Below are 23,977 nucleotides of genomic sequence, written 5' to 3' on the forward strand. Positions count from 1 at the left end.
TGATTTGTCCGTGACTTGTTGTGTGCGCAATCAAACTGTCTGGTTCAGGCTCGCGAAGTTCGCGCCGCGTTCCACCAGATCGACGAGCAGCGGCGACGGCTTCCAGAACAGCGGATCTTCCTTGGCGAATTCGCGGATATCGGCGAGCACCTTCGCCAGACCCACGGTATCGGCGTAATGCATCGGGCCGCCGCGATGACGCGGAAAGCCGTAGCCGTAGAGGAAGGTCACGTCCACGTCGAGCGGACGCAGCGCGATCTTTTCATGCACGACGTTCGCGCCTTCGTTGATCATCGCGGCCATGTAGCGGCGCAGGATTTCCTCGTCGCTGAAGCTGCGCGGCTCGATGCCCGCGCGTTCGCGCTCGGCGCGGATGATCGATTCGACTTCGGGGTCGGGCGTGCCCGTGCGTGCGCCGTCGGGGTAGAGGTAGAAGCCGCGGCCCGTCTTCTGGCCGAACCAGCCGCGCTCGCACAGCCGGTCGGCGATCTGCACGTAACGCGCCTTGGGGTCACGCGTGGCGGCACGGCGCTTGCGCGTGGCCCAGCCGATGTCGCCGCCCGCGAGATCGACCACCTGGTACGGGCCCATCGGATAGCCGAATTCGCGCACGGCCTTGTCGATCTGATAGGGCGACGCGCCGTCTTCCATCAGATGATCGGCGGCGGTGCGATACACGGCCAGAACGCGATTGCCGATGAAGCCATCGCACACGCCCGCGCGCACGGGCACCTTGCGCAGCTTCTTCGCCAGTTCGAACGCGGTGGCCACGACATCGGCGCTTACCTGCTTCGGCACCACGACTTCAAGCAGCTTCATGATGTTCGCGGGCGAGAAGAAGTGCAGGCCGATCACGTCCTGCGGGCGCTTCACGCTGTTTGCGATGGCGTCGATGTCGAGATACGAGGTGTTGGTCGCGAGCACGGCGCCGGGCTTGCAGACGCGGTCGAGTTCGGCGAACACGGCCTGCTTGACGCTCAGGTCTTCGAATACCGCCTCGATCACCAGATCGACCGACGCGAGCGCGTCATACGACGTGCTGCCGTTGAAACGCGCGAGAATCGCGGCCTTCGCCTCGGGCTTCATGCGGCCCTTCGCGATCAGACCGTCGTAGACCTTCTCCACATGCGCGCGGCCGCGGGCGAGCGAGGCGTCGTCGCGCTCGATCATCGTCACGGGCAGGCCCGCGTCGAGCACGGCCACGGCAATGCCCGCGCCCATCGTGCCGCCGCCCACCACGCCCACGGTTTCAATCGGGCGCGGCTGCGCGCTTTTGGCTTCGGGCGTTTTTTGCACTTCGCGCTCGGCGAAGAAGGCGTGCACGAGGCCCGCGCGCTGCGGGCTGTCGAGGCATTCGAGGAACAGCTTGCGCTCGACGCGCAGGCCTTCCTCGAACGATTGATCGAGCGCGGCCTGCACGCAATCGACGATCTTCAGCGGCGAGAACAGACCGCGCGACTTCTTCGCGGTCTCGGCGCGCGCGGCGTCGATGGCGGCTTGCGCGGCGGCGTGGTCGGCCAGTCCTTGAGCGTCACGCGTGCGGCGCACCGGCGCGTGCGCGGCCAGCAATTCCTGCGCGTAGGCGAGACCTTCGGCGAGGATGTCGTCGCTCGATCCCACCCGATCGACCAGGCCCAGCTTGAGCGCTTCCTGCGCGCCGATGTGTTTGCCGCTCAACATCAGCGACAGCGCGGCCTCGGCGCCGATCAGGCGCGGCGTGCGCTGCGTGCCGCCCGCGCCCGGCAGCAGGCCCATTTGCACTTCGGGCAGGCCGAGCTTCGCGCCCGCCACGGCGAGCCGATAGTGCGACGCCAGCGCGATTTCCAGACCGCCGCCGAGCGCCGCGCCGTGGATCGCCGCGATCACGGGTTTGTGGCTGGCTTCGATGCGGTTGCAGACGTCCGGCAGCGCGGGCGGCTGCGGCGGCTTGCCGAACTCGCGGATATCCGCGCCGGCGATGAAGTTGCGCCCCGCGCCGACGATCAGCACGGCCTGCACGGCGGCGTTCGATTCGGCGTGCTCGATGGCGGCGGCGAGGCCGCGACGCACATCCACGCCCAGCGCGTTGACGGGCGGATTGTCCACGGTGACAAGCAGCACCTTGCCGCGCAGTTCGTGCGTGACGGGGGCGGCGGAAAGGGCGGAATGGGCAGAAGCGGCCGGGTCGAGTGCCATGCAGGTGTCTCCTTATTTAGGGGCCGACCGGGGTGGTCCTGGTGGCGGTTCTCCAATATTGGGCTTCATTGTGTGGATGCCAGGGTTAATTGACAATCCCATCGTTCGTTGACATGCTGTCAAAGAATCTTTGACAATAAACCGGTCGTGGATCAATCGCGGGACGAATCATGGACGTGAATGCGCTGACGCTGCTGGTGGAGATCCTGGACGCGGGCAATCTGAGCGAGGCCGCGCGCCGCCTCAAGATGAGCCGCGCGAACGTGAGCTACCACCTCAATCACCTGGAAAAGTCGGTCGGCCTGCAACTCGTGCGGCGCACCACGCGCCGCGTGGAACCGACCGAAATCGGCCTGAAGCTCTATGAGCATGGCCGCACGATCCAGAATGCGCTGCTGGCGGCGCATGAGTCCGTGTCCACGCTGGGGCAGAGCTTGCAGGGCCGGGTGCGGCTTTCGGTGCCGAGCGGCTATGGGCAACTCGTGATGTCGGACTGGCTGATCCGCTTCAAGCGGCTTTATCCGGGCATCGTGCTCGACGTGATGTTCGAAAATCGCGTGGAAGATCTGCTGCGCGACGAAGTCGATATCGCCGTGCGCGTGATGCACGAGCCGCCGCAGAATCTGGTGGCGCGCGACATGGGGCCGGTTAAGTACATCGCGTGCGCGTCGGCGCAATGGGTGGCACAGCATGGTATGCCTGAAACGCTGGAGGACCTGGCGCGCACGCCGCTCATCACCGCGACGGTCGTGGGGCGGCAATTGCGGCTGGCGGCTTATCTAAAAGAAGAGCGGCACGAAGTCCTGCTCGAACCGTCGATTATTTCGGAGAACTTCCTGTTCCTGCGCCAATCCATTCTGGCCGGACTGGGTGTGGGGATCGTGCCGGATTACGTGGTGCACGACGACATTCGCGCGGGCCAGGTGGTGACGTCGCTCGACGCGTGGCGTTTGAGCATTTTCGGCACGCATATGTACATGCTCTACATGCCGAACCGGCATCACACGCGCGCGGCGTCCACGTTTATCGACTTTGTATTGGACGAAGCGCATAAGACGGGGCGCGGGGCATAAGCCTGGCCCGCGTCCCATTTCTGCGCGCACTACGGCATTACTGGCCCGTCAACGAATTCGTCAACTCCTGCGCCGGTTGCGAGGTATTTCCGCCTTGCGCGACCAGCAAATGAATCTGGCCTACCGCGAGCTGCGACAGCGTGCCCGCGATCGGCACCGAGGTGATGAGCCAGTCGGCGTTATTGGCCAGATTGAACGAGGCGGACTGGAAGATCGGCGTCTTTGAACCCGCCGTCGTCACGATCGCCACGTAAGTGCCGCCGTTCAGATAATTCGAATCCTGGCCGCTGGCGGGCACGGCATTCTTGAAAGCCACACCGGCCATCGTCGGCGAAACCGTGTTGATATCGGTATTGGGCGCAACGATGTAAATGTCGAGATTCTGCGCGTTGGCCGTGGCGTTAAAGGCCCGCACGCGCGCGCTATTGGAGAGCAGACCCTTGTCGAACGGATCGTCGATCAGGCCGATATCGCCGCCCGTCAATGCAGGCAGCGCGAGCACCGTATATTCGTGGCCCTTGGCGACATCCGGGAAATTGCCGCTCGCGATGGCCGTCGTCGTGCCGGTGTTCGCATAGGCCACCGTGGTATTGCCGGTATTGATATTCGCGAAGTTCGTGACCTGCTTGTACGCGATATTGGTTTGCAGCGCGCTGCCGTTCACGAGAAAGTCCACGTTGGCGCCGCCAGGCAGGGCGTGCACAAAATGTATTTCGGGGTTTTGCAGGCCCAGCTCCTTGCCTACGTCATTGCCGCCGCCGCCACAGGCGGTCAACAGGGCCGCCGCGCTCGCAAGCACGGCCAGAGTGCGAATCGTCTTCATCTCATCCACCTCATCGAGTCTCGGTTTAGCTGTAGAAGTCGCGCGTTGTATAGAGCGTTGTATTGCACGCGTTCTCATTTATTTCGATGTGCTTCTATTCACGCCTTTAGCGTCAGTTCGCAGACCCCGAAGGGATTGCGATGCTGCATCCGGGCGCAAGTCCCCCGCAATCGCTGTGCCGCAGGTTTGCCAACGGGCGAGCGAAGTCGTAACCGGGAGTAACGGGAAGTACGCTCAGCGACGCGCTGGGCGAGCGCTCGAATCGATGAAGCGCGTGGAGGAAGAAGCTGAAGTGCGCCTTAGCCAGACTTTAAATGTTCTTTAAACACGCTTTAAATGGATATTAAGCGCGCTGCGAGGGAAGATACGCAAGGTTGCCTTTACAACGGAGTCGAGTAGTTTTTACGAGCGCGCTATTTCAGACATCCGGGCCAGGTTCGCGCGTCGGGCGCGCGTTTTGCTCAGCATTTTGCTCATTGCCGCTCGATGCTTCGCCTTCGTCGTGCGTGCGCGTGTCGCCTTGATCGGCACAGGCGCCCGTTGCGGGCGGACGCCCGCGTGTTACGCCGGAAAGCGGGACGCGTTGCTGGGTGCCCGCCTTCGCCAGCATGTGCGCGCTGATCGGCGCGGTGAGAAACAGAAACGCGGGAATCAGCAGTTCATGCAGGCTCGCGTAATTGTTGTGAGTGCTGAAGTAGATCACCGACGCGAGCACGATGCCGCCCACGCCCAGCGTGGTCGATTTGGTCGGGCCATGCAGGCGCATAAAGAAGTCGGGCAGGCGAAAAAGCCCGATTGCACCGATCAGCGTAAACAGGCTGCCCACCAGCAGCAGCACGGACACGATCGCTTCGACTGCGGTTTGCATCGGCTGGCCTCTTATTTTTCGTTTAGTTGAGTTCGATGATGTCGCCGCGCTGCAGGTACTTTGTCAGCGCGACGGTGCCCACGAAGCCCATCACGGCGATCAGCAGCGCGGCTTCGAAAAACACGGTCGAGCGCAGGCTGATGCCGTACACGACAATCAGCGCGATCGCGTTGATGTTGAGTGTGTCGAGCGCAACGATGCGGTCGGGCAACGAAGGCCCGCGCAAAAGACGCGCGAGGGTGAGCAGGAACGCGACGCCGAGGATCGCGAACGAGACCGGGATCACGATGGCTAGCATGAGAATATCTCCAGCAACGGGGCTTCATAACGGGACTTGATCGAGGCGACGAGCGCGGCTTCGTCCGCGAGATCGAGCACGTGCACGATCAGGCGCGTGCGATCGTCGCTGAGTTCGGCGCAGAGGGTGCCGGGACTTAGCGAGACGATGCTGATGAGCGCGGTCAGCGCGATTTCGTGCGTGCTGTCGAGCGGCACTTCGATGAATGCGGGGCGCAGGCGCTTCGTCGGGCCGAGTACCAGCAGCGCCACTTCCACGTTGGCCACGACGATATCGATCAGCACGTGGCCGAAGAGGCGCAGCAACAGCCACGGCCTGCCGAAGCGCACCGGCTGCAGCCACAGGCCCTCGCCGATACAGAACGCGATGACGACGCCGAGCAGTGCGCCGAGCAGCAGATTGCCCGGCGAGACGTCGTTCATGAGCAGGACCCAGCAGACAAGCAGCACGATGCTGAGCCACGGATGCGGAAAGAGCCGTTTGAGCATGCGTCAGCTCCCGTTTGTCGGGGCAGCGGGTGCCGCCGATGTAGCCGGCAGGATCGCGTGCACGTAGGCGGCGCGATCGAATAGCTGCGCGGCGGTGGCGTCGAGATATTGCCGCAGCGAACCCGCGCCGATCGTGGCCGCCACCACGCAGCCCAGCAGCAGCGCACAGGCCGCAAGCTTCGCCGAACTGCCGCGCGGCGCGCGTGCGGGGGCGCTCGCAGCGGCGCGCGCGGCGGGTTCGGCCCACAGCAGGCGCGTGCCGGTGCGGCTCAACGCGGCGATCAGCAGGAGGCTGGAGAGCAGCACGGCAGGCCATAAAATGACCGCATCGCCCATCGGCGTGGCCGCGAGCACCATCGCCTTGCCCAGAAAGCCCGAGAGCGGCGGCAGGCCTGCCGCGCCCACGGCGGCGACCAGATAGAGCACGCCCGCGACGTTGGAGGGCCAGGGCGCGTGGGTAATACGGGCCTTCGCGATTGCCGCGCCATCGGATTCGGGCGAGATCGCGGCGGCGGCCGCATCATCGAGCGCTTCGAGCGAGGCAGGTTCCAGAGCGGGTTCCAGGGCGTCCGGCGTAGCGGGCGCTTCCGGTTCGAGCGTATCGGCGAGCAGGAACAGCGCACCCGAACAGAGCGTCGTGCTGATGAGGTAATAGAGCAGCGCGCTCCACGCGAGCGGCGTCTGCTGGGTGATGGCGGCGATCAGGAGTCCGACCGAAACGAGCACGAGATAGCCCGTGGTGGTCTTGAGACTCGACACGGCAAGCGCCCCCAGTGCGCCGAACACGATCGTCGCGATGGCGAGCCACCAGGCCCAGTCGCGCATGAAGGCGTCGAGCACCCCACCCGCGCCGATGCCGAACACCAGCGCGTCGCAACGCAGCATCGCGTAGATGCCCACCTTGGTCATGATCGCAAACAGCGCCGCCACCGGGCCGATGGCGCTGCGGTAAGCCTGCGGCAGCCAGAACGACATGGGAAACACGGCCGCCTTCAGGCCGAACACCAGCATCAGCGTTGCGCCCGCGTAGCGCGCGAGCGGCAGCGTGGCGGGATCGAGGTGCGCGAGACGCTCCCCCATGTCGGCCATGTTGAGCGTGCCTGTGATGCCATACAGCACGCCCAGCGCGATCAGGAAGAACGACGAGCCAACCAGGTTCATCAGCAGATAATGCAAACCGTTGCGCACGCGCCGCGCGCCGCCGCCGTGCAGCAGCAGTGCATAGGACGCAATGAGCAGCAGTTCGAAGAATACGAACAGATTGAACAGATCGCCCGCCAGAAATGCGCCGTTCAGGCCCATCAGCTCGAACTGGAACAAGGCGCGGAAATAGCGGCCGCGCCGCGCATCGGCGCTGGACGTGCCTAGCAGACAGCAGCAGGCCAGCACGGCGGTCAGCAGCAGCATCAGCGCGCCGAGCCGGTCGAGTTGCAACACGATGCCGAACGGCGCGGGCCACGCACCCAGCGCATAGCTTGTGATGTCGCCTTGCGCGGCGTGCGCGGTCAGCAGGCACGCGACGGGCAGCAGCGCGACGATCGCCACGGCGTTGAGCGCGCGTTGCATGCGCTTCGCGCGCACCGGCAGCGCGACGATGGCGGCCGCCGCGAGGAGCGGGATCAGGATCGGGAGCAGAAGGGCGTGGTTCATGCGCCGGGCGTCTCCTTGTCGCGAGCGCTTTCGTTGCCCTTGCCGATGGTCTCGCCATTGACGTGATCGCTGCCCGTCATCGCGAGCGAGCGCAGCGCGAGCACGACGGTGAACGCGGTCATCGCGAAGCCGATCACGATGGCCGTCAGCACCAGCGCCTGCGGCACGGGATCGGCGTATTGAGCGCCTGGCGCGATCACAGGCGGCTTGCCGGTCGAGAGCCTGCCCATGGCCAGCAGGAACAGGTTGATCGCATACGAGAACAGCGTGATGCCGAGTATCACGGGGAACACGCGCGCGCACAGCAGCAGGTAGATGCCGCAGGTGCACAGCACGCCGATCGCGGCGGCGAAGGCGGCTTCCATCAGCTTTTCTCCACGGATTGCATGTCCTTGTCGCGCACGCCCAGATGCGAAACGATCGTGAGCGTCGTGCCCACCACCGCGCCCAGCACGCCCAGATCGAACAACATCGCCGTGCTCAATTCGATTTCGCCGATGAGCGGCAGATGAACATGCCCGAACGCGCTGGTGAGAAATGGATAGCCAAACGCGAGACTGCCCAGACCCGTTGCGGCCGCAACCAACAGGCCGAGACCCGCGAGCGCGCGATACTGGATGCGAATGCGCGACTCCGTCCACAGCACGCCGCTCGCCACGTATTGCAGCAGCAACGCGATGGAGACGATCAGCGAGGCGATGAAGCCGCCGCCGGGCAGGTTATGGCCACGCAGGAACACGAACACGGCGACGAGCATGGTGAGCGGCAGCATCAGGCGAGCGAGGATCGCCAGCAACAGTGGATGCGATTGCGACGACCACGGCAGGCCGCCTGGGCCGGTGCCAGGCGCCTTCAGGCGCAGCCCGCGCAGCAGCGCCTTGACGGCAAGACCCGCGACCACCAGCACGCTGACCTCGACCATGGTGTCGAAGCCGCGAAAATCCACGAGGATCACGTTGACGACATTGTGGCCGCCGCTGCCGGGCAGCGCGTTGGCCAGGAAGTACGGCGCGATGCCTTGCGCGGGTTCGCGTGTCATCACTTCATAGGCGACGCTGCCGAGCAGGCCGCCGCCCGCGAGCGCGAGCAGGCCGTTGCGCAGGCGCGCGGGGATCGTTTCGACGACAGGCTGCAGATTGGGCAGAAAGTAAATCGCCAGCACGAGTAGCAGCACCGTGACGACTTCGACGCTGACTTGCGTGAGCGCGAGATCGGGCGCGGAAAAACGCGCGAACGCGAGCGTCACGAGCAGCCCGCAGGTGCTCAGCATGACGAGCGAGTAGAGCGTGTACTGGCGCACCAGCACCACGCCTACGGCGAGCACCGCCATCAGCACGAGGCCGCAGAGCGTGAGCGCGTCGATGGGCAGCGGCGCGCGCGTGCCGCCCCATGCACCGAGCGCAAAAAAATAAGCGCCCGGAACGATCAGCATTGCCGCGATCATCCACGACAGATAGGCGGGCAGCGAGCGCGTTTCGAACACGCGCACGATCACGGCTGCGCCTTTTTCGAGCCGTTGCACCAGTTGATCGAAGCCCTCGCTTGCGTTCATGTCCGAGAGCATCGAGCGATGATGGCGAAACGCCTCGCGGCGCAGGATAAAGAGCGCCGTGCCCGCCGCGAACGACACCACGCTCATGATGAGTGGCGCATTGATGCCATGCCAGATGCTCAGGCTGTAATCGGGCAGCTTGCCGCCCAGCGTGAACCATGCCGCCGACGCCAGCATGCGGCCGATCGTGTGCTGCGGAAAGAGGCCAATCAGCAGGCAGATCACCACGAGGATTTCCACTGGCAGCTTCATGAAGCGCGGCGGTTCGTGCGGCGGATAGTGGGGTAGGTCGCGCGGCGTCGCGCCGTCGAAGAACACGCCCCAGACGAAGCGCAGCGAATAAGCCACGGAAAGCGCCGCCGCCGCGATCGCGACCACGGGAATCGCCCAGTTGAACGGGCCGAACATGCCTTGCGCGAGCGTCTCGCCGAAGAACATTTCCTTCGACAGAAAGCCGTTTAGCAAAGGCACGCCGGCCATTGCGAGCGACGCCACGCTCGCGAGCACGGCCGTATGCGGCATGGTCTTGCGCAGTCCGCGCAGACGTCCGAGATCGCGCGTGCCCGTTTCGTGATCGATGATGCCCGCGGCCATGAAAAGCGAGGCCTTGAATACGGCGTGATTGACCGTGTGAAAGAGCGCGGCGACGGTGGACAACTGCGTGTCGAGCCCGAATAGCAGCACGATCAGGCCGAGATGGCTGATCGTCGAATAGGCCAGCAAGCCCTTGAGATCGCGCTGGAACAGCGCCATCGCTGCGCCGCCCACGAGCGTGACGAGGCCTGCGAGCGTGGCGGTATAGGTCCACCAGTCGGTGCCTTCGAAGACCGGATAGAGGCGCGCGAGCAGAAACACGCCGGCCTTCACCATCGTCGCCGAATGAAGGTAGGACGACACGGGCGTGGGCGCGGACATCGCGTGCGGCAGCCAGAGGTGAAACGGAAATTGCGCCGACTTCGTGAATGCCGCGAGCAGCGTGAGCAGCAGAATCGCGGGATAAAGCGGATCGTGCTGGATTCTGGGCGCTTGCGCGAGCACGTCGTTCAGTTCGTAGCTGCCGCACACGTGGCCGATCAGCAGCACCGCTGCGAGCAGCGCGAGGCCGCCGGCGCCCGTGATGGTGAGCGCCATGCGCGCGCCGCGCCGCCCATCGGGGCGCGACGGCCAGAAGCCGATCAGCAGGAACGAGACGAGACTCGTCAGTTCCCAGAAGATCACCAGCAACAGCAGATTGCTCGACAGCACGACGCCGAGCATCGCGCCCATGAAAAGCAGGAGCAGCAGATAGAGACGCGGCAGCGCGTCGTTGCCCGCGAGGTAGTAGCGCGCGTAGATGAAGACCAGCAGGCCGATGGCGAGCACCAGCAGCGCGAACATGAACGACAGGCCGTCGAGACGCAGCGACAGTGCAAGGCCGATGTCCGGTACCCATTCGCGACGCCATTGCATGACGCCGAAGGTGGCCATGCCGACGCGTTCGCTCAGCAGCAGTCCCAGGCCGAACAGCGCCGCCGCGAACGCGATCCAGGTCGAGAGCGCGCGCATGCGGTGGGCCGTGAGCGCGACCAGCGCCGCCGCAATGAACGGAAGAACGACCAGCCACCCCAATGCCATGCGATGCTCTCCGGGAAATCGACCGCGCGTGTCTGGACGATGCGGGTCGTTTGCCCGACGCGTTGGCCGGCCGACCGCAGATCACGATCATAGCCGCAAACGGGGACGGAGTTCATCTGTGTGGCATGAACGCAAACATGGCGTGCGTGACGCGATTCAATCGAACCGGCTTCACGTCGCCCAGACGAAGGCTTCGTGTTCATGCGCGGTCTTACCGACATCGACAGTGCGCTTGACGGTCTTGCCGTCGTGGCTCGCGCTCACGACATAGTGGCCGCGAGGCAGTGCGACGAGCATGAACGGCCCGAGCGTACGCGTCGACAGCAACGTCTGGCCGTGAGTGTCGGCAATCGTCACGGGCACATCGGCGAGATATTCGTTGCCGTCCGCCGATTGACGCGCGAATTCGAGCGAGAGCGGATAGTGCGCCGTCGCGGCCTTGAACGCTGCCGACTGGTCGCTGCCGATGCCGCCCGACACATACGCGATGCCACCGGCGTGTTGCACCGGCGGCAGCCCGTTCGCAGCGTTGTTCATGGTCGCGGCGAACGCGCCTTGCGCGCCGAGTGCAAGCGTGAGCGTGGCAGCCAGCGAAAGCGCAGCGGTCTTGTATTGAACTGAGCGTGCATTCATTTTCCACCTCCATCGATTCGTCGATCAAACCCGGGCTACGGCACCGGACGAATCAAGCGTAGATTTCGCCCCTTAAATACCGCTTAAAAGTGTCGATGAATAAAAATTCAAGGCCGCCGCCCGCGTGTGCGGACGACGGCCTTTCAAAGGCGATACAAAAGCGTCGATGTGCTTACTGTGGAATCATGCCCGTGAGCACATACGCCTGAATGAGCGTGACGATGCCGACGATCGCCGCGAAAAACAGGCTATGACGCAGCGTGAAGCGAAACAGCGACGACTCCTTGCCGACGAGGCCTGTTGCCGCGCAGGCAACGGCGATCGATTGCGGCGAGATCATCTTGCCGCTCACGCCGCCTGAAGTATTGGCCGCGACGAGTAACGTGTCCGACACGCCGATCTGGTGGGCAGTGGTGTGCTGCAAGGAACAGAACAGCGCATTCGATGAGGTATCCGAACCAGTCAGAAACACGCCCAGCCAGCCGAGGAACGGCGAGAAGAACGGGAATGCGGCGCCCGTGCCCGCGAGCGCAAGAGCGAGCGTCGAGGACATGCCGGAGTAGTTCGCGACGAAAGCGAAGGCCAGCACGAGGCCGATCGAGAGCACCGGGCGGCGCAGCTCGCCGAGCGTTTCGAAGAAGGCGGCCACGGCGGCGCGCGGCTTCATCTTGAGGATCAGCACGGAGACGATCGCGGTCAGCATGATCGCGGTGCCGACGGCCGAGAGCCAGTCGATCTTGAACACGGCTTCGTAGGGTTTGGCCGAGGCCACGATGGGCGCGGTGCGAACGACGAGCTGATCGAGGCCGGGCACGTGGAAGCTCAGCACGGTGCCCGCAAGCGCGCCCTTCGCGGCGAACAGCGCCTTGAACGGCTTGACGCTCCAGACCGTGACGATGGCGGTCAGCAGGATGAACGGCGACCACGCGCGCACGGTTTGCGCGAGGCTGTATGGGGAGGCCTGACGGCTCGAAGAAGCGGCCCTGGAACCGCCGCCAGAACCGCCGAGCGTTGCCGCGCCGCCGCTCACGCGCACGTTCGACGCAGCGGCTTGTGTCGCACGACGCGGCGACCACACCTTGAGGAACGCGGCCAGGGCGACGAGGCTCACGAGTGCCGAGGTGATGTCCGGCAGTTCCGGCCCGATGTGATTCGACGTGAAGTACTGCGTCACCGCGAAGCTGCCACCCGCGACGAGCGCTGCCGGCCACGTTTCCTTGAGGCCGCGCTTGCCGTCCATGATGAAGACGAGCCAGAACGGTACGAACAGCGACAGCAGCGGCAACTGGCGGCCGGCCATCGCGCCGATCAGAAACGGATCGATGCCCGTCACCTGACCCGCGACGATGATGGGAATGCCCATCGCCCCAAAAGCCACCGGCGCGGTATTGGCGATCAGGCACAGGCCGGCCGCGTAAAGCGGCTCGAAACCGAGTCCGACGAGCAGCGCCGAGGTGATCGCGACCGGCGCGCCGAAGCCCGCCGCGCCCTCCAGGAAGGCGCCGAACGAGAAGCCGATCAACAGCAGTTGCAGGCGCTGATCGTCGGTGATCGAGAGGACGGAGGCGCGAATGACCTCGAATTGCCCCGTTTTCACGACGATCTTGTAGAGGAACACGGCGGTGACGATGATCCATGCGATCGGCCAGAGACCGTAGGCAAAGCCAAAACCCGCCGAAACAAGCGCCTGGCGCACGGGCATGCCATATTCGAACACGGCCACGCCGAGCGCGAGCACGAGCGTGATCGCCGCGGCGACATGGCCTTTGAGGCGCAGCCCTGCGAGCGCGACGAAGAAGAACAGGATGGGCACGGCCGCCACGAGCGCGGATAGCCACAGACTGCCAAGCGGGGTATAGATCTGATGCCAGGGTTGCACTACGGTCTCCTCCGATGATGCGGGTCTAAACGATGATTGCCTCGTCAGGCATGGCTTGGAATATATTTCGCATGACTGACGAAGGTGAGTCGTGCCGCTACTGCGGCTGATCGCGCTCGCGCAGCAGGTCGTGCAGGCTGCGCGGCGCGGGTTTGAGCGGCGTGCGATGCTGGGTCCAGCCCATCTGCTGCGAAGGCGCGAGCGCGCGCAGCCGCGTGGCGGCCCAGCGCAATGCGCGGTACGCGCGCGGATGGGCGAACGCGCCGCTCCAGAAACGCCAGATGAATTGTTCGCTGCGGCTATGGTTCGCGCCCTGGCCGCGCAGCGGATGCGCGACGGCTTCGTCGGGGTCGCGGTTCGCCTCGGTGCGCAGGCGCACCAGCAGTTGTGGAATCGGAATGCGCACGGGGCAGACCTCGCCGCACGCGCCGCACAGGCTCGACGCCGTGGGCAGGTCGGCGGTCGCGTCGAGTCCCAGCAGATGCGGCGAAATGATCTTGCCGATCGGACCGGGGTAGGTCGTGCCGTAGGCATGGCCGCCGATGCGCGTGTACACCGGGCAGTGATTCATGCACGCGCCGCAGCGGATGCATTGCAGCGTGGCGCGCAGTTGTTCGTCGGCATAGGCCTGGCTGCGGCCATTGTCGAGCAGCACGAGATGCACTTCGCGCGGGCCGTCTTTTTCGCCTTGCCGGCGCGGGCTGCTGATGAGGTTGAAATATGTCGTGATCGGTTGACCCGTCGCCGAACGCGTGAGCAGGCTCGACAGCGGCACGATATGTTCGAGCCTGGCGACGACCTTTTCCATGCCCATGATCGCGATATGCACGTCGGGCACCGTGGTCGAGAGGCGGCCGTTGCCTTCGTTTTCCACGAGCCAGAGCGTGCCCGTATCGGCGGCGGCGAAATTCACGCCCGACAGACCGATCTGCGCATCGACAAAGGCGCGGCGCAACGCGCGGCGGCCCGTCTGGATCAGCGCATCGACGTCCTCGGTATAGGGTGTGTCGGGGATATGTTCCTCGAACAGGTGCGCGATATCGCCCTTCGTTTTGTGGATCGCGGGCATCACGATATGCGAGGGCTTTTCGCCGGCGAGCTGCACGATGTACTCGCCCATGTCCGACTCGATGCAGTCGATGCCGCGCTCGCCCAGGTAATGATTCAGCTCGATTTCCTCGCTCGCCATCGACTTGCCTTTGATGACGCGCGTGGCCGCGTGGCGCTGCGCGATGGCGTGGACGATGCGGTTGGCGTCGTCGGCGGTTTCGGCCCAGTGGACCTGGACGCCGTTTTCGCGCAGCTTCGTTTCGAGTTGTTCGAGCAGTTCGGGCAGGCGCGCGAGCGCATGCTGACGCACCGCTTCGCCCAGGTCGCGCAGGGCTTCGAGTTCGTCGGCTTCGGGAAACTGCGCGGCACGTTTGCCTTGCAGAAAATCCATCGCGCCACGAAAGCTCTTGCGCAGTTGCGGATCGTCGAGCGCCGTGCGGGCGCGCTCGCGAAATTCGGCGGTGGGGACGAAATGGAGCGTGCTTTCGTCAACGGCGCGTTCGGCGCGTGCAGTCGTGCTCATTGCGCGGCTCCTTTCGAAGTGGCCTGCGAGGTCGTTGCGGCGTATTCGCCGGTCACGACGACGACCCATAGCGCGCGCGGGCCGTGTGCGCCGTAGGCCGTGGTCTGCTGGATGTCCGACGTCTTGGACGGCCCGGAGATCATCACGAGATTGGTCGGCATGCCGTCGCGCCAGCGCTCTGCGGCAACGGCCGAGTGCAGATCCGTGTGCAAGGTGTCGGCATGAATCAGCGCGATATGCAGCGGCGGCACGAGCGAGACGGTGCGCGGCGCGTTCGCGTCGGGGACGACCACCAGCGTGCCGGTGGCGGCCAGTCCCGAACGGGCGACCGTGAAGCCGGCGTCGATCGTGTCGAATAGTTCGGACTTCCAGGTTTCGATCGGCTCTGCGTAGGTGCGTGTTTCGATCGCCGGGGCGTGTGTCTGGAGCGCTGCCGCGAGTGCCGCGCCTTCGCTGCCCTTCGTGTCGAGCAACAGTCGCTTCACGCCGGCAGTCGCGAGCCGTTGTGCGAGCGCGGCGGGCCATGCTTGCGCGCTTGCGCAGACTACATCGGCGTGCGCGGCTTCGAGCATGCGCTGGAACTGCGCGATGCGCGCCGTTTGCGTCGCGAGCGTGGCGGCGTCGTGCGCGCGCCGCTGTGCGTAGTGCGCGTCGATGCGTTGATCGAGCGCTTCAACCTGCGTGGCGGCGACGGGCGCGCTCGCGCGCAGACGGCCGAGCATACGCGCGCGCGCGTCGATGGTGTCGAGGGTGTCGAGCTTGGCCACGCTCATGCGGCCTCCCCGCCGGTGCGGCGCCACAGGAACGAGGCGAGATGTTCGACCGCGAGCGGCGCGCCCTTGCGTTCGGCGGCGTGGCCGATGTTGAGGAGGCAGCCGCAGTCGGCGGAAACGACGCGGTTGCAGCCCGTCGCGCAAGCCGATGCGATCTTGTCGGCCACCATCGCGCCGGAGATGTCGGGGTGCTTCAGCGAGAACGTGCCGCCAAAGCCGCAGCATTCGGATTCGCGTTCGTGCTCGATGCGGGTGACGCCAGGCAGCGCGTCGACAGCCTCGACGCCGTGTACGCGCGTGCCCATTTCGCGGCGCGCGCCGCAAGAGGTATGCAGGACCACGCGCTCCTCGGGTTGCCGGCGCGCGGCGTCGCCGTAGGCGCCGTCCAGACCCAGATCGATGCCCAGCACGCGCACGAGGAATTCGGTCAGCTCATAGACGCGTGCGGCGATCGATCCGGCGCGCGCGGCATCGGCGCGATCGGCGGCATTGGTCTCGTCGGCGTCGTCGAATAGCGCGGGCCAGTGGTGACGCATCATGCCCGCGCACGAGCCGGACGGCACGATCACGGGCCAGGGCTGCTCGAACAGGCCAAGCTGGGCGCGCGCGACTTCGCGTGCCTGGCGCGGGTTGCCGCTGCTGTAGGCCGGTTGCCCGCAGCAGCTCTGGCCGCGTGGAAAGTGGACCGTGAGGCCTTCGCGCTCGAGCAGTTTGACCGCGTCCAGTCCGGCCTGGGGTACGAACAGGTCCACGAGGCAGGTCGCGAACAGGTAGACGTCGGTGGGGCGCGGGCCGGTGGGGTATGTCCGTTGCTTCATGTCTCGCTGGTATCCGCTGGTTTCGATTGGCGCGGATCGGCAAGGATCGGCGCGTCGTGCTGGCGTCCCGTTAGTCTCGTTAGCGTGCGGCCGGCACCCGATTGGGTCGGATGCGGGCGCGAACGCGGCGACGGCGGGTTTGTGGCGCATAATTCCCGCTTCGGGCGGCGGCTTCAAACTGGTTGGACCAGTGCGCTTTCGCCTCATCAGACGAGGGTTCGGGGACAGGCAATGAGGGACAGGGCTGGCGCGCGTGGTCGCGTCGAAACCGTGATGCGCCGGATGGAAACCGCGTTGCTCGACGGCACATGGCGCGCGGGCGAGAAACTGCCGTCCGAGCGCGTGCTGGCGCAGGATTACGGCGTGGCGCGCAATACCGTGCGCGAGGCGATCCAGCGCCTCGCCGCGCGGGGTCTCGTGGCCAGTCGAGCGGGCGCTGGCGTGTTCGTGACCGATCAGTTGCGCACGGGCTTTGCTTCGCCCTGGGGGCAACTGGTCGCCGATCATCCGGCGTTACGCGACGACATTCTCGAATTTCGCCGCGTGCTGGAAGGGGCGACGGCGTATTTCGCGGCGCTGCGCGCGAGCGACGACGATCTCGCGCGTATCCGCGCGCTGATGGACGAACTGGAGCGCACGCGCGAGAGCGACGACAAAGGCGCGGAAGCCGATGCCGATGCGAAGCTCCACGAAGTCATCGCTCAAGCCTCGCATAACGCCATGTTCCTGCACTTGCACACGAGCGTGCTGGGCGTGTTGCGCGAGCACATCACGATCAACGGTACGGGCCTGCGCGAGCAGAATGCGGACGCATCCGGCCTGTTGCTGCTGCAGCACCGTACGCTGTGCGACGCGATCCTCGCGCGCCGCCCGGAGGAAGCCCGCACGGCCATGCAGACGCATATCGATTTCGTGCGGGCGCGGGTGGGCGAGGAGAGCGGCTTGCTCGAAACTGGTCCTACCAGTGAGCGTGCTATGTGGCCAGGTAGTCCGGCTCCGAAACGCCGCGCGCGCCGCGCGAGCGGTGCTTAGGCGCAGCCGCGCGACGACCAGACGGCTTGCGGCAGCCAAAGGCTGCTAAAGTCGGCGCAAACACCGTCGCCATGACGACCGGCAACGGAACGTTAATGAAGCGGCACGACAAACCGACAACAAGGAGGCAAGGCCATGAACCCGCCCACCGCGCGTATCGAATCCCTGAGCGCCGTGACGCTCACCGTGAGCGACATTGCGCGTTCCGTGCGCTTCTATGAAGCGCTGGGTTTTGCGCACAAACCCGGGCCGTCGATTGCGGGATTTGCGTCGTTCGTGCTCGGCGAGATCGGGCCGGCCTGCTATCTGAATCTGCTCGAAGGGCAGCATGGCAAGGTCGAGGGCTGGGGACGCGCGATCTTTTATGTCTCGGATGTCGATGTCTTTTATGCGCAGGTTTGCGCGGCGGGCCTGACACCGGAGTTCGCGCCGCAGGATGCGCCGTGGGGCGAGCGCTATTTCCATGTGCTCGATCCGGACGGCCATGAATTGAGTTTCGCGAAGCCCCTAGGTTGAGCGGTCAGGCTGCGCGGCCCGCAATAATGCATTTGAAATATGTGTGACACCCGTAGCGCCGATAGTGGCGCGTGGCCGTGTCCATCTGCGCGCGGTGCATCCGCTGTCGGGATGCACGCGAAGCGATAGCGTCGCGGGTTGTCATTCATCGAAAGAGGAGAGTCGCCATGAACGAACTGGATCGCGCGGGACAGGCCGCGCGGGATGCGGGCTACGGCTCGGAGCGCGAAGCCGACGCGCAGGCGAGCCAGGAAGTCGAACGCGAGCGCCGCCGCCGTCTCAACGAAGAACTCCTGGATGCCTACGACGAAGAGCTCGAAATGGAAGTCGACGACCGCCTGCAGGAAGGCGGCCTCGATATCGGCGACGAAGCGCGCGCGCTGCGCCGCGTCTATTTCCGCGAGCTGATCCGCCTGCAGGGCGAACTCGTGAAGATGCAGGACTGGATCATCAGCACGGGCCACCGGCTCGTCGTGATCTTCGAAGGCCGCGACGCGGCGGGCAAGGGCGGCGTCATCAAGCGCATCACGCAGCGCCTGAACCCGCGCATGTGCCGCGTGGCCGCGCTGCCTGCGCCGAACAACCGCGAACGCACGCAGTGGTATTTCCAGCGCTATGTCCAGCATCTGCCGGCGGGCGGCGAAATGGTGCTGTTTGACCGTAGCTGGTACAACCGCGCGGGCGTCGAGCGCGTGATGAACTTCTGCTCCGACGACGAGTACGAGGAATTCTTCCGCTCGGTGCCCGAGTTCGAAAAGATGCTCGTGCGCAGCGGCGTGCAGATCGTCAAGTACTGGTTCTCGATCACCGACGACGAACAGGAAGTGCGCTTCCAGAGCCGTATCGACGATCCGCTCAAGCAGTGGAAGCTTTCGCCGATGGATCTCGAAAGCCGCCGCCGCTGGGAAGCGTACACGCACGTCAAGGAAGTGATGCTGCAGCGCTCGCATATTCCGGAAGCGCCGTGGTGGGTCGTGCAGGGCGTGGACAAGAAGCGCGCGCGCCTGAACTGCATCAGCCATCTGCTGAGTCAGGTGCCGTATCACGAGATCGAGCATCCGCAGGTGACGCTGCCCGCGCGCGTGCATCATCCCGACTACATTCGCCAGCCGGTGCCGCAAAGCATGATCGTGCCCGAGATCTACTGAGCGCATCTGGCGCACTGACGCGACTGAAACGCAAAAGCCGCGCCTCGTGAGTGAGAGGCGCGGCTTTTTTATGCGGCTTCGCCCAGACCGGGACGATCAGAACAGGTGGCGGAACACCCAGTAAAGCGCGCCCGCGAGCGCGATCGACACCGGCAGCGTGAGCACCCATGCGAGCACGAGGCTGCGCACCGTGTTCCATTGCAGGCCCGATCCGTTCGCGGCCATCGTGCCCGCCACGCCCGAGGACAACACGTGCGTGGTCGACACCGGCAGGCCGTAGACGTCGGCGGCGCCGATCGTCGCCATCGCCACGAGTTCGGCGCTCGCGCCCTGGCCGTAGGTCAGGTGCGTCTTGCCGATGCGCTCGCCCACCGTCACGACGATGCGTTTCCAGCCCACCATCGTGCCGAGACCCAGCGCGATCGCCACGGCCACCTTCACCCACGTCGGGATGAACTTGGTCGCGTGGTCGTTCTGCGCCTTGAAGTTGTCGATGGCCTTGGCGTCGATGGCAGAGAAGGCGGGTTGCTTCGCCTTGTTCATCAGGCGGATCGCTTCGGAGGTCAGATACATGTTGTTGCGCACGTTATCGACCACCGATTGCGGCACCTGCGCCATCGATTCATAGTTGCCCACCTGTTGGCCGAGCTGGTTGCTGAGCGAGGCGAGCGCGGGCACCGTTGCCGGCGTGAGCGTGCGCGTGCCGACGAAGCGTTCCACTTCGGCGCGGGAATCGGCGGGCGCGGCCACGCCGTTCGCGTACTTGTTCAGCGTGTTGGCGGCTTCGTGCGCGACGGCGACGAAGGTTTGCGTTTCGGCAGGCGTGACGGCCTTGTTGAGCGCGTAGGCGGTCGGCACCGTGCCGATCAGGATCAGCATGATGAGGCCCATGCCTTTCTGCCCGTCGTTCGAGCCGTGCGCGAACGACACGCCCGTGCAGGTGAGGATCAGCAGCGCGCGGATCCAGAACGGCGGCGGCTCGCTGCCCTTCGGCTCGCTGTAGAGCGCCGGCACCTTCACCAGCGCCTTGAGCACGAGCAGCAGCAGCGCGGCCAGCAGGAAGCCCACGATCGGCGAGAACAGCAGCGACTTGCCGACGCCAAGCGCCTGGCTCCAGTCCACGCCGCTCGTGCCGTTGGTGCCGTGCATCAACTGGTTCATCAGGCCCACGCCGATGATCGAGCCGATCAGCGTGTGCGAGCTCGACGACGGCAGGCCGAAATACCACGTCCCGAGGTTCCAGATGATGGCTGCGATCAGCAGCGCGAATACCATCGCGAAGCCCGCGCTGCTGCCTACCTGCAGGATCAGCTCGACGGGCAGCAGTTGCAGGATGCCGAAGGCCACGGCACCCGTCGAAGTCAGCACGCCGAGGAAGTTCCAGGCGCCCGACCAGATCACGGCGAGGTTGGGCGAGAGCGAATGCGTGTAGATAACGGTTGCGACCGCATTCGCGGTATCGTGGAAGCCATTGACGAATTCGAAGCCCAGTGCGATCAGCAGGGCGATGCCGAGCAGCAGCCACGGTAGCGCGGAGCTTTCTCGCACAGGAGAAAGGTCGTCGGCGAGATGCATGCCGACATAGACGGCGCCAGCAGCGATGACGAGCAGAAAAACCAGCAGGCTCGCGTTACGGCCGCGCGAGGCAGCGGCGCCCGGCTGCGGTGACAGGGAAAGGTCCGGCATGACGAGCAGGCTCCTGTATGTAGCGAGTAGTGAGATCAGTCAGGGGATGGGTTCAGTCGAAACCGCTTTGAAAGCGGCGGTGAAAGCAACGCTCCCGATCATGCGGAGCATGCGTGACGGATTGATGACATCGGCGTGCAAGCCATGCCGTAAGCCCTGAAACAGGCCGTTTGGGACGGTTTTTGTCGGAGGATTGCGTACTTGGCGGATCGGATACAAGAGTCTGTGCAGGAGCCGTCCGCGTGTGTGCGGGCGAGACGTGTTTTCGCGCCGGGCTGGCGTTTGCGTGCGCGACGCTGGGTTTTCGCGGGCGGCAAATCCGTCACCGGATTGATCGGCGGCCACCCTTTTTTCACGGGGTGGGCAGGGACGATCATTGCCACCGCGATGGCGGCGCTGACCTACGCCGCGCTCTATGAAGGCCGCGCCGAGGAACTGCGCCACGCGGTCGAGAATTCGTCGAATATCGTGCGCATCGTGACGAGCGATATCGCGCGCAATGTCGAGCTTTACGATCTTTCGCTGCGTGCCGTGGTCTCCGGTGCGCAGCAGCCGCAGACCTGGGAACTGCCCGCCACGTTGCGCCAGCGCATGCTGTTCGATCGGGCGACGGCGGCGTCGTTTCTCGGCGGGGCGTATGTGCTGGACGCGCAGGGGCACGTGAAGGCCTCGCAGAGCGGCGTCCTGACGCCCGGCGTGTCGCTCGCCGACCGCGACTATTTCGTTGCGCAGCAGCGCGATCCCCATGCGGGGCTGTTCATTTCGAAGCCCTATCGATCCCGCTTGCGGCAGGGCGTGCTGTCGATCGCGTTGTCACGGCGCATTGACGCGCCCGACGGTACGTTCGCGGGCGCGGCGCTGCTCGGCGTGCGGCTCGAGTATTTCGAGCAGCTGATCGATCGCATCGACGTGGGGCAGCGCGGCGGTGTCTTCATCATCATGCAGGACGGCACGCTGCTCGCGAGCAAGCCGATGATGCCGCTTGGCATCGGCGCGAATTACGCGAGCTGGCACAACTACAAGATCATCTCGCGGCACGACACAGGCACGTTCACCGCGCATTCGGAGGCGGACGGCGTGCTGCGCGTTTACACCTACGCGCACGTGGACAACACGCCGATCATCGTCGGCGTTGCGCCCGCCGTCGACGATATTCTCGCGGGCTGGCGGCGCCGCGCGTCGATCGCCCTGGCCATGACGACGATGTTCGGCGGGGCGTGGGTCGCGGTGTCGTGGATTCTGGCGTTCGTATTGCGCGACAAGGTGCTCGCGCAAGCCGCGTTGCAGCGTCTTGCGCTGACCGATCCGCTAACGGGCCTCGCCAATCGGCGGGCGCTGGATGAGCGCCTGAATTCCGAATGGCGGCGCGCTGTGCGTTTGCAGCAGCCGCTCGCGGTGTTGTTTTTAGACATCGACCACTTCAAGCTCTTCAACGACACCTACGGACATGGCGCGGGCGATGAAGTGCTCGCGCTGGTGGCCGAGCGCATCGCCTCGGGCTCGCGGCGCGCTGTGGACATGACGGCGCGCTACGGCGGCGAGGAGTTCGCCGTCGTGCTGCCCGGCACGCCGCTGGCGGGCGCGCAGAAGATCGCGGAAAAGATCCGGCGGCGGGTGGAGTCGGCCAATCTCTCGCATAGCGGCTCGCGCTACGGCCGCGTCACGGTGAGCGTGGGCTGCGCGAGTTGCGAGCCGCCCGTCGGCGGCAGCGCCGCGCAATTGCTGGCCGCCGCCGACGTGCTGCTCTACGAAGCGAAGTCGGCGGGGCGCAACCAGGTGCATGCAAAAGAGTGGACCGGCGAGGCGGGTGCAGCAAACGCGCCGCCTGCGGCCTGAATCGCGCGCCTTGAGTGCTTTCAGTGCACCTTTAGCGCGCCGATTTCGACAGGCGGTGGCCCAGTCCCAGATTCGACACGATCTGCCAGGTATAGACGCGCGAGTAATGCACGCCGAATTGCCGGCCGATCAGTTCGCGCACGCGGCTGTTGGTCCAGGCGTCGCTGGGAAAGCCGTGTTCGCGGGCGGAGCCATGCAGCGCGCCCGCAATCCAGCCTAGCGCGGCCTGGTCGAGCACCGAAGGCCGGCCGCCGACGCTCATCTGCTGAAGCGCAGTGAGCCCGCCGTCCTCCACGATGGTTTTGTAACGACGCACCGTCTGGGCGGAGAGGTGCAGGGAGTCGGCCACGGCGTTCACCGTTGCACCATCCACCAACATCTGGCCGGCAGCCATTCGGCGCGCGACGCTCGGCAAATTCTCGGTTCTGGTAAGCATGTGATCACTCGTCAACGAAAGATTCCGGTCATGCGGCTTACGGAAGCGCCGCTCCAGTCAACCCTCTCAGTGCATGCGGGTCTAGTCGCTTGCTACGGTCCTGCAAAGCTGCTGCGTGATGCGGGGCCATCGCGGACGGCGAAACGATGCGCCCACGCGGGGGCGCTTGCGGAATAACCCTGAGTGCTCCAGTGGCACGAGGTCCAGGTTGTCCCGCAGCGGATATTAATAATTGTTTTTGTATGGATTGTGTATAGCTGGCGGAAAAATAGTCTGCTTGACTTAGCGATTTTCCTGGTCTATCGGAAAAAATGATCGTGCCCGATTCGCTCAACAATACGCGTCCCCGGCGAGCATTCGTGCCATGACACACCCAATCGGCGGGCGCCTCGACGTTTGCAATCTTTTTTAACACGTCGCTTGCATTCCCGCTTGCATTCCAATGGCACACTTAACGGCATCGAATCGGGAAATTTGTGCAGAATGCCTTTTCCGAATCGGCATGAATGGAATTACGCATTCCTTTTGATTGGATAAACGGGTTTGCCGGATTGGCTTAATTACGTATTGCATTGCGTACTTATGCGAACTGGATATCGCTAAACCGCCGGGACGTCCGGGGCATGTGTTGTGATCGATACATGGCCTTGCTGCGAACCGCTTGACGGCCATTGGGGATGAACAAGGAACTCGACGAAAAGGTTGAACGTCTGCTGAGGCGGGCGGCGAGTCGGCGCGGACTCGTGCCTTATGGCGCGTTTCACGCGTTGTTCGCGCAGGACGTGCCGCTGCGCGAGCGCTACGAGAAACTCGAAACCGCGGCGGCGGCCTTGTGCGAACCGCAGGTGGCCGATTACGCCGCGCTGCTCGCGACCGATTCGGGCCTGCCCGGGCCGGACTTCTACACGCGCCTCAGACGCCTGCATTCCGATCGTTATTACGCCACGCTCGGGGCCGATCGTCATCGCATGCTCAAACTCGCGGAGAAGCGTCAGCTTGCGAGCGAAGAGCGCGAGCGTGTGTATGAGCACTATCGCAGCGCCGTGCCCGTGCCTGCGTTGCACGAGGCTTGAACGCGCGTAGTCGGATGCCGGATTCCGGCATTC

General features: G+C 64.9%; 21 protein-coding genes. 6 read left to right on the plus strand and 15 right to left on the minus strand.

The window, feature by feature from the left end; translation table 11 throughout:
- Positions 1-30: 30 nt before the first annotated feature.
- Positions 31-2,175 (minus strand): 3-hydroxyacyl-CoA dehydrogenase NAD-binding domain-containing protein, encoded by a 2,145-nt coding sequence (locus B0G62_RS05630; RefSeq protein ID WP_103703195.1) that lies wholly within the window; start codon positions 2,173-2,175, stop codon positions 31-33.
- A gap of 170 nt (positions 2,176-2,345) precedes the next feature.
- Between B0G62_RS05630 and B0G62_RS05635 the strand changes: the two genes are divergently transcribed.
- Entirely contained in the window at positions 2,346-3,248 is a 903-nt protein-coding gene (locus tag B0G62_RS05635; protein WP_103703196.1) for a LysR family transcriptional regulator, read from the plus strand.
- Positions 3,249-3,285: 37 nt separating this feature from the next.
- On the opposite strand, the gene B0G62_RS05640 is transcribed toward B0G62_RS05635, so the two are convergent.
- The 12 genes from B0G62_RS05640 to B0G62_RS05695 form a co-directional block, all read right to left on the minus strand.
- A complete protein-coding gene (locus B0G62_RS05640; protein WP_103703197.1) occupies positions 3,286-4,071 on the minus strand; it encodes a DUF4397 domain-containing protein in 786 nt (261 codons plus the stop codon).
- A gap of 418 nt (positions 4,072-4,489) precedes the next feature.
- Positions 4,490-4,939 carry a Na+/H+ antiporter subunit G gene (locus tag B0G62_RS05645; RefSeq protein WP_103703198.1) on the minus strand — a complete coding sequence of 150 codons (450 nt, stop codon included), beginning with the start codon at positions 4,937-4,939 and terminating at the stop codon, positions 4,490-4,492.
- 22 nt (positions 4,940-4,961) lie between these two features.
- Positions 4,962-5,237: a K+/H+ antiporter subunit F gene (locus B0G62_RS05650; RefSeq protein WP_103703199.1), complete on the minus strand. Its 276-nt coding sequence runs from the start codon at positions 5,235-5,237 to the stop codon at positions 4,962-4,964.
- Positions 5,231-5,725, minus strand: coding sequence for a Na+/H+ antiporter subunit E (locus B0G62_RS05655; protein ID WP_103703200.1), 495 nt, complete (start codon positions 5,723-5,725; stop codon positions 5,231-5,233). Before B0G62_RS05655 ends, B0G62_RS05650 begins: the two co-directional genes overlap by 7 nt.
- Positions 5,726-5,728: 3 nt before the next feature.
- The gene (locus tag B0G62_RS05660; RefSeq protein WP_103703201.1) at positions 5,729-7,375 is read right to left on the minus strand and encodes a monovalent cation/H+ antiporter subunit D; all 1,647 of its coding nucleotides are present in this window, start codon (positions 7,373-7,375) and stop codon (positions 5,729-5,731) included.
- Entirely contained in the window at positions 7,372-7,740 is a 369-nt protein-coding gene (locus tag B0G62_RS05665; protein ID WP_103703202.1) for a Na+/H+ antiporter subunit C, read from the minus strand. Before B0G62_RS05665 ends, B0G62_RS05660 begins: the two co-directional genes overlap by 4 nt.
- A complete protein-coding gene (locus tag B0G62_RS05670; protein WP_103703203.1) occupies positions 7,740-10,541 on the minus strand; it encodes a monovalent cation/H+ antiporter subunit A in 2,802 nt (933 codons plus the stop codon). The genes B0G62_RS05665 and B0G62_RS05670 overlap by 1 nt, the downstream gene beginning before the upstream one ends.
- A 171-nt stretch (positions 10,542-10,712) precedes the next feature.
- Complete coding sequence (locus tag B0G62_RS05675) at positions 10,713-11,174, minus strand: carboxypeptidase regulatory-like domain-containing protein (protein WP_167401189.1); 462 nt, start codon at positions 11,172-11,174, stop codon at positions 10,713-10,715.
- Between the two features lie 172 nt (positions 11,175-11,346).
- On the minus strand, positions 11,347-13,053 hold the full coding sequence (locus B0G62_RS05680; protein WP_103703204.1) for a lactate permease LctP family transporter: 1,707 nt from the start codon (positions 13,051-13,053) through the stop codon (positions 11,347-11,349).
- A 97-nt stretch (positions 13,054-13,150) separates the two neighbouring features.
- Positions 13,151-14,626 carry a LutB/LldF family L-lactate oxidation iron-sulfur protein gene (locus B0G62_RS05685; protein ID WP_103703205.1) on the minus strand — a complete coding sequence of 492 codons (1,476 nt, stop codon included), beginning with the start codon at positions 14,624-14,626 and terminating at the stop codon, positions 13,151-13,153.
- Positions 14,623-15,399: a LutC/YkgG family protein gene (locus B0G62_RS05690; protein ID WP_103703206.1), complete on the minus strand. Its 777-nt coding sequence runs from the start codon at positions 15,397-15,399 to the stop codon at positions 14,623-14,625. Before B0G62_RS05690 ends, B0G62_RS05685 begins: the two co-directional genes overlap by 4 nt.
- On the minus strand, positions 15,396-16,217 hold the full coding sequence (locus B0G62_RS05695; protein WP_103703207.1) for a (Fe-S)-binding protein: 822 nt from the start codon (positions 16,215-16,217) through the stop codon (positions 15,396-15,398). The genes B0G62_RS05690 and B0G62_RS05695 overlap by 4 nt, the downstream gene beginning before the upstream one ends.
- A 231-nt stretch (positions 16,218-16,448) precedes the next feature.
- Here B0G62_RS05695 and B0G62_RS05700 point away from each other — a divergent pair, with 231 nt between their 5' ends.
- From B0G62_RS05700 to ppk2, 3 genes are all read left to right on the plus strand, one after another.
- On the plus strand, positions 16,449-17,249 hold the full coding sequence (locus tag B0G62_RS05700) for a FadR/GntR family transcriptional regulator (protein ID WP_244193120.1): 801 nt from the start codon (positions 16,449-16,451) through the stop codon (positions 17,247-17,249).
- 135 nt (positions 17,250-17,384) lie between these two features.
- Positions 17,385-17,765, plus strand: a complete 381-nt coding sequence (locus B0G62_RS05705; RefSeq protein ID WP_103703209.1) for a VOC family protein — start codon at positions 17,385-17,387, stop codon at positions 17,763-17,765.
- A 167-nt stretch (positions 17,766-17,932) separates the two neighbouring features.
- Positions 17,933-18,913, plus strand: a complete 981-nt coding sequence (gene ppk2 / locus B0G62_RS05710) for a polyphosphate kinase 2 (RefSeq protein ID WP_103703210.1) — start codon at positions 17,933-17,935, stop codon at positions 18,911-18,913.
- A gap of 96 nt (positions 18,914-19,009) precedes the next feature.
- On the opposite strand, the gene B0G62_RS05715 is transcribed toward ppk2, so the two are convergent.
- The gene (locus B0G62_RS05715; RefSeq protein ID WP_103703211.1) at positions 19,010-20,599 is read right to left on the minus strand and encodes an inorganic phosphate transporter; all 1,590 of its coding nucleotides are present in this window, start codon (positions 20,597-20,599) and stop codon (positions 19,010-19,012) included.
- Positions 20,600-20,845: 246 nt separating this feature from the next.
- Here B0G62_RS05715 and B0G62_RS05720 point away from each other — a divergent pair, with 246 nt between their 5' ends.
- A complete protein-coding gene (locus B0G62_RS05720; protein ID WP_244193121.1) occupies positions 20,846-22,435 on the plus strand; it encodes a GGDEF domain-containing protein in 1,590 nt (529 codons plus the stop codon).
- 31 nt (positions 22,436-22,466) lie between these two features.
- On the opposite strand, the gene B0G62_RS05725 is transcribed toward B0G62_RS05720, so the two are convergent.
- Entirely contained in the window at positions 22,467-22,871 is a 405-nt protein-coding gene (locus tag B0G62_RS05725; RefSeq protein ID WP_027816963.1) for a helix-turn-helix domain-containing protein, read from the minus strand.
- A 677-nt stretch (positions 22,872-23,548) separates the two neighbouring features.
- Between B0G62_RS05725 and B0G62_RS05730 the strand changes: the two genes are divergently transcribed.
- Positions 23,549-23,944 (plus strand): hypothetical protein, encoded by a 396-nt coding sequence (locus B0G62_RS05730; RefSeq protein ID WP_103703212.1) that lies wholly within the window; start codon positions 23,549-23,551, stop codon positions 23,942-23,944.
- The last annotated feature ends 33 nt before the right edge of the window (positions 23,945-23,977 follow it).

Source organism: Paraburkholderia eburnea (assembly GCF_002917095.1).
Taxonomy (GTDB): Bacteria; Pseudomonadota; Gammaproteobacteria; order Burkholderiales; family Burkholderiaceae; genus Paraburkholderia; species Paraburkholderia eburnea.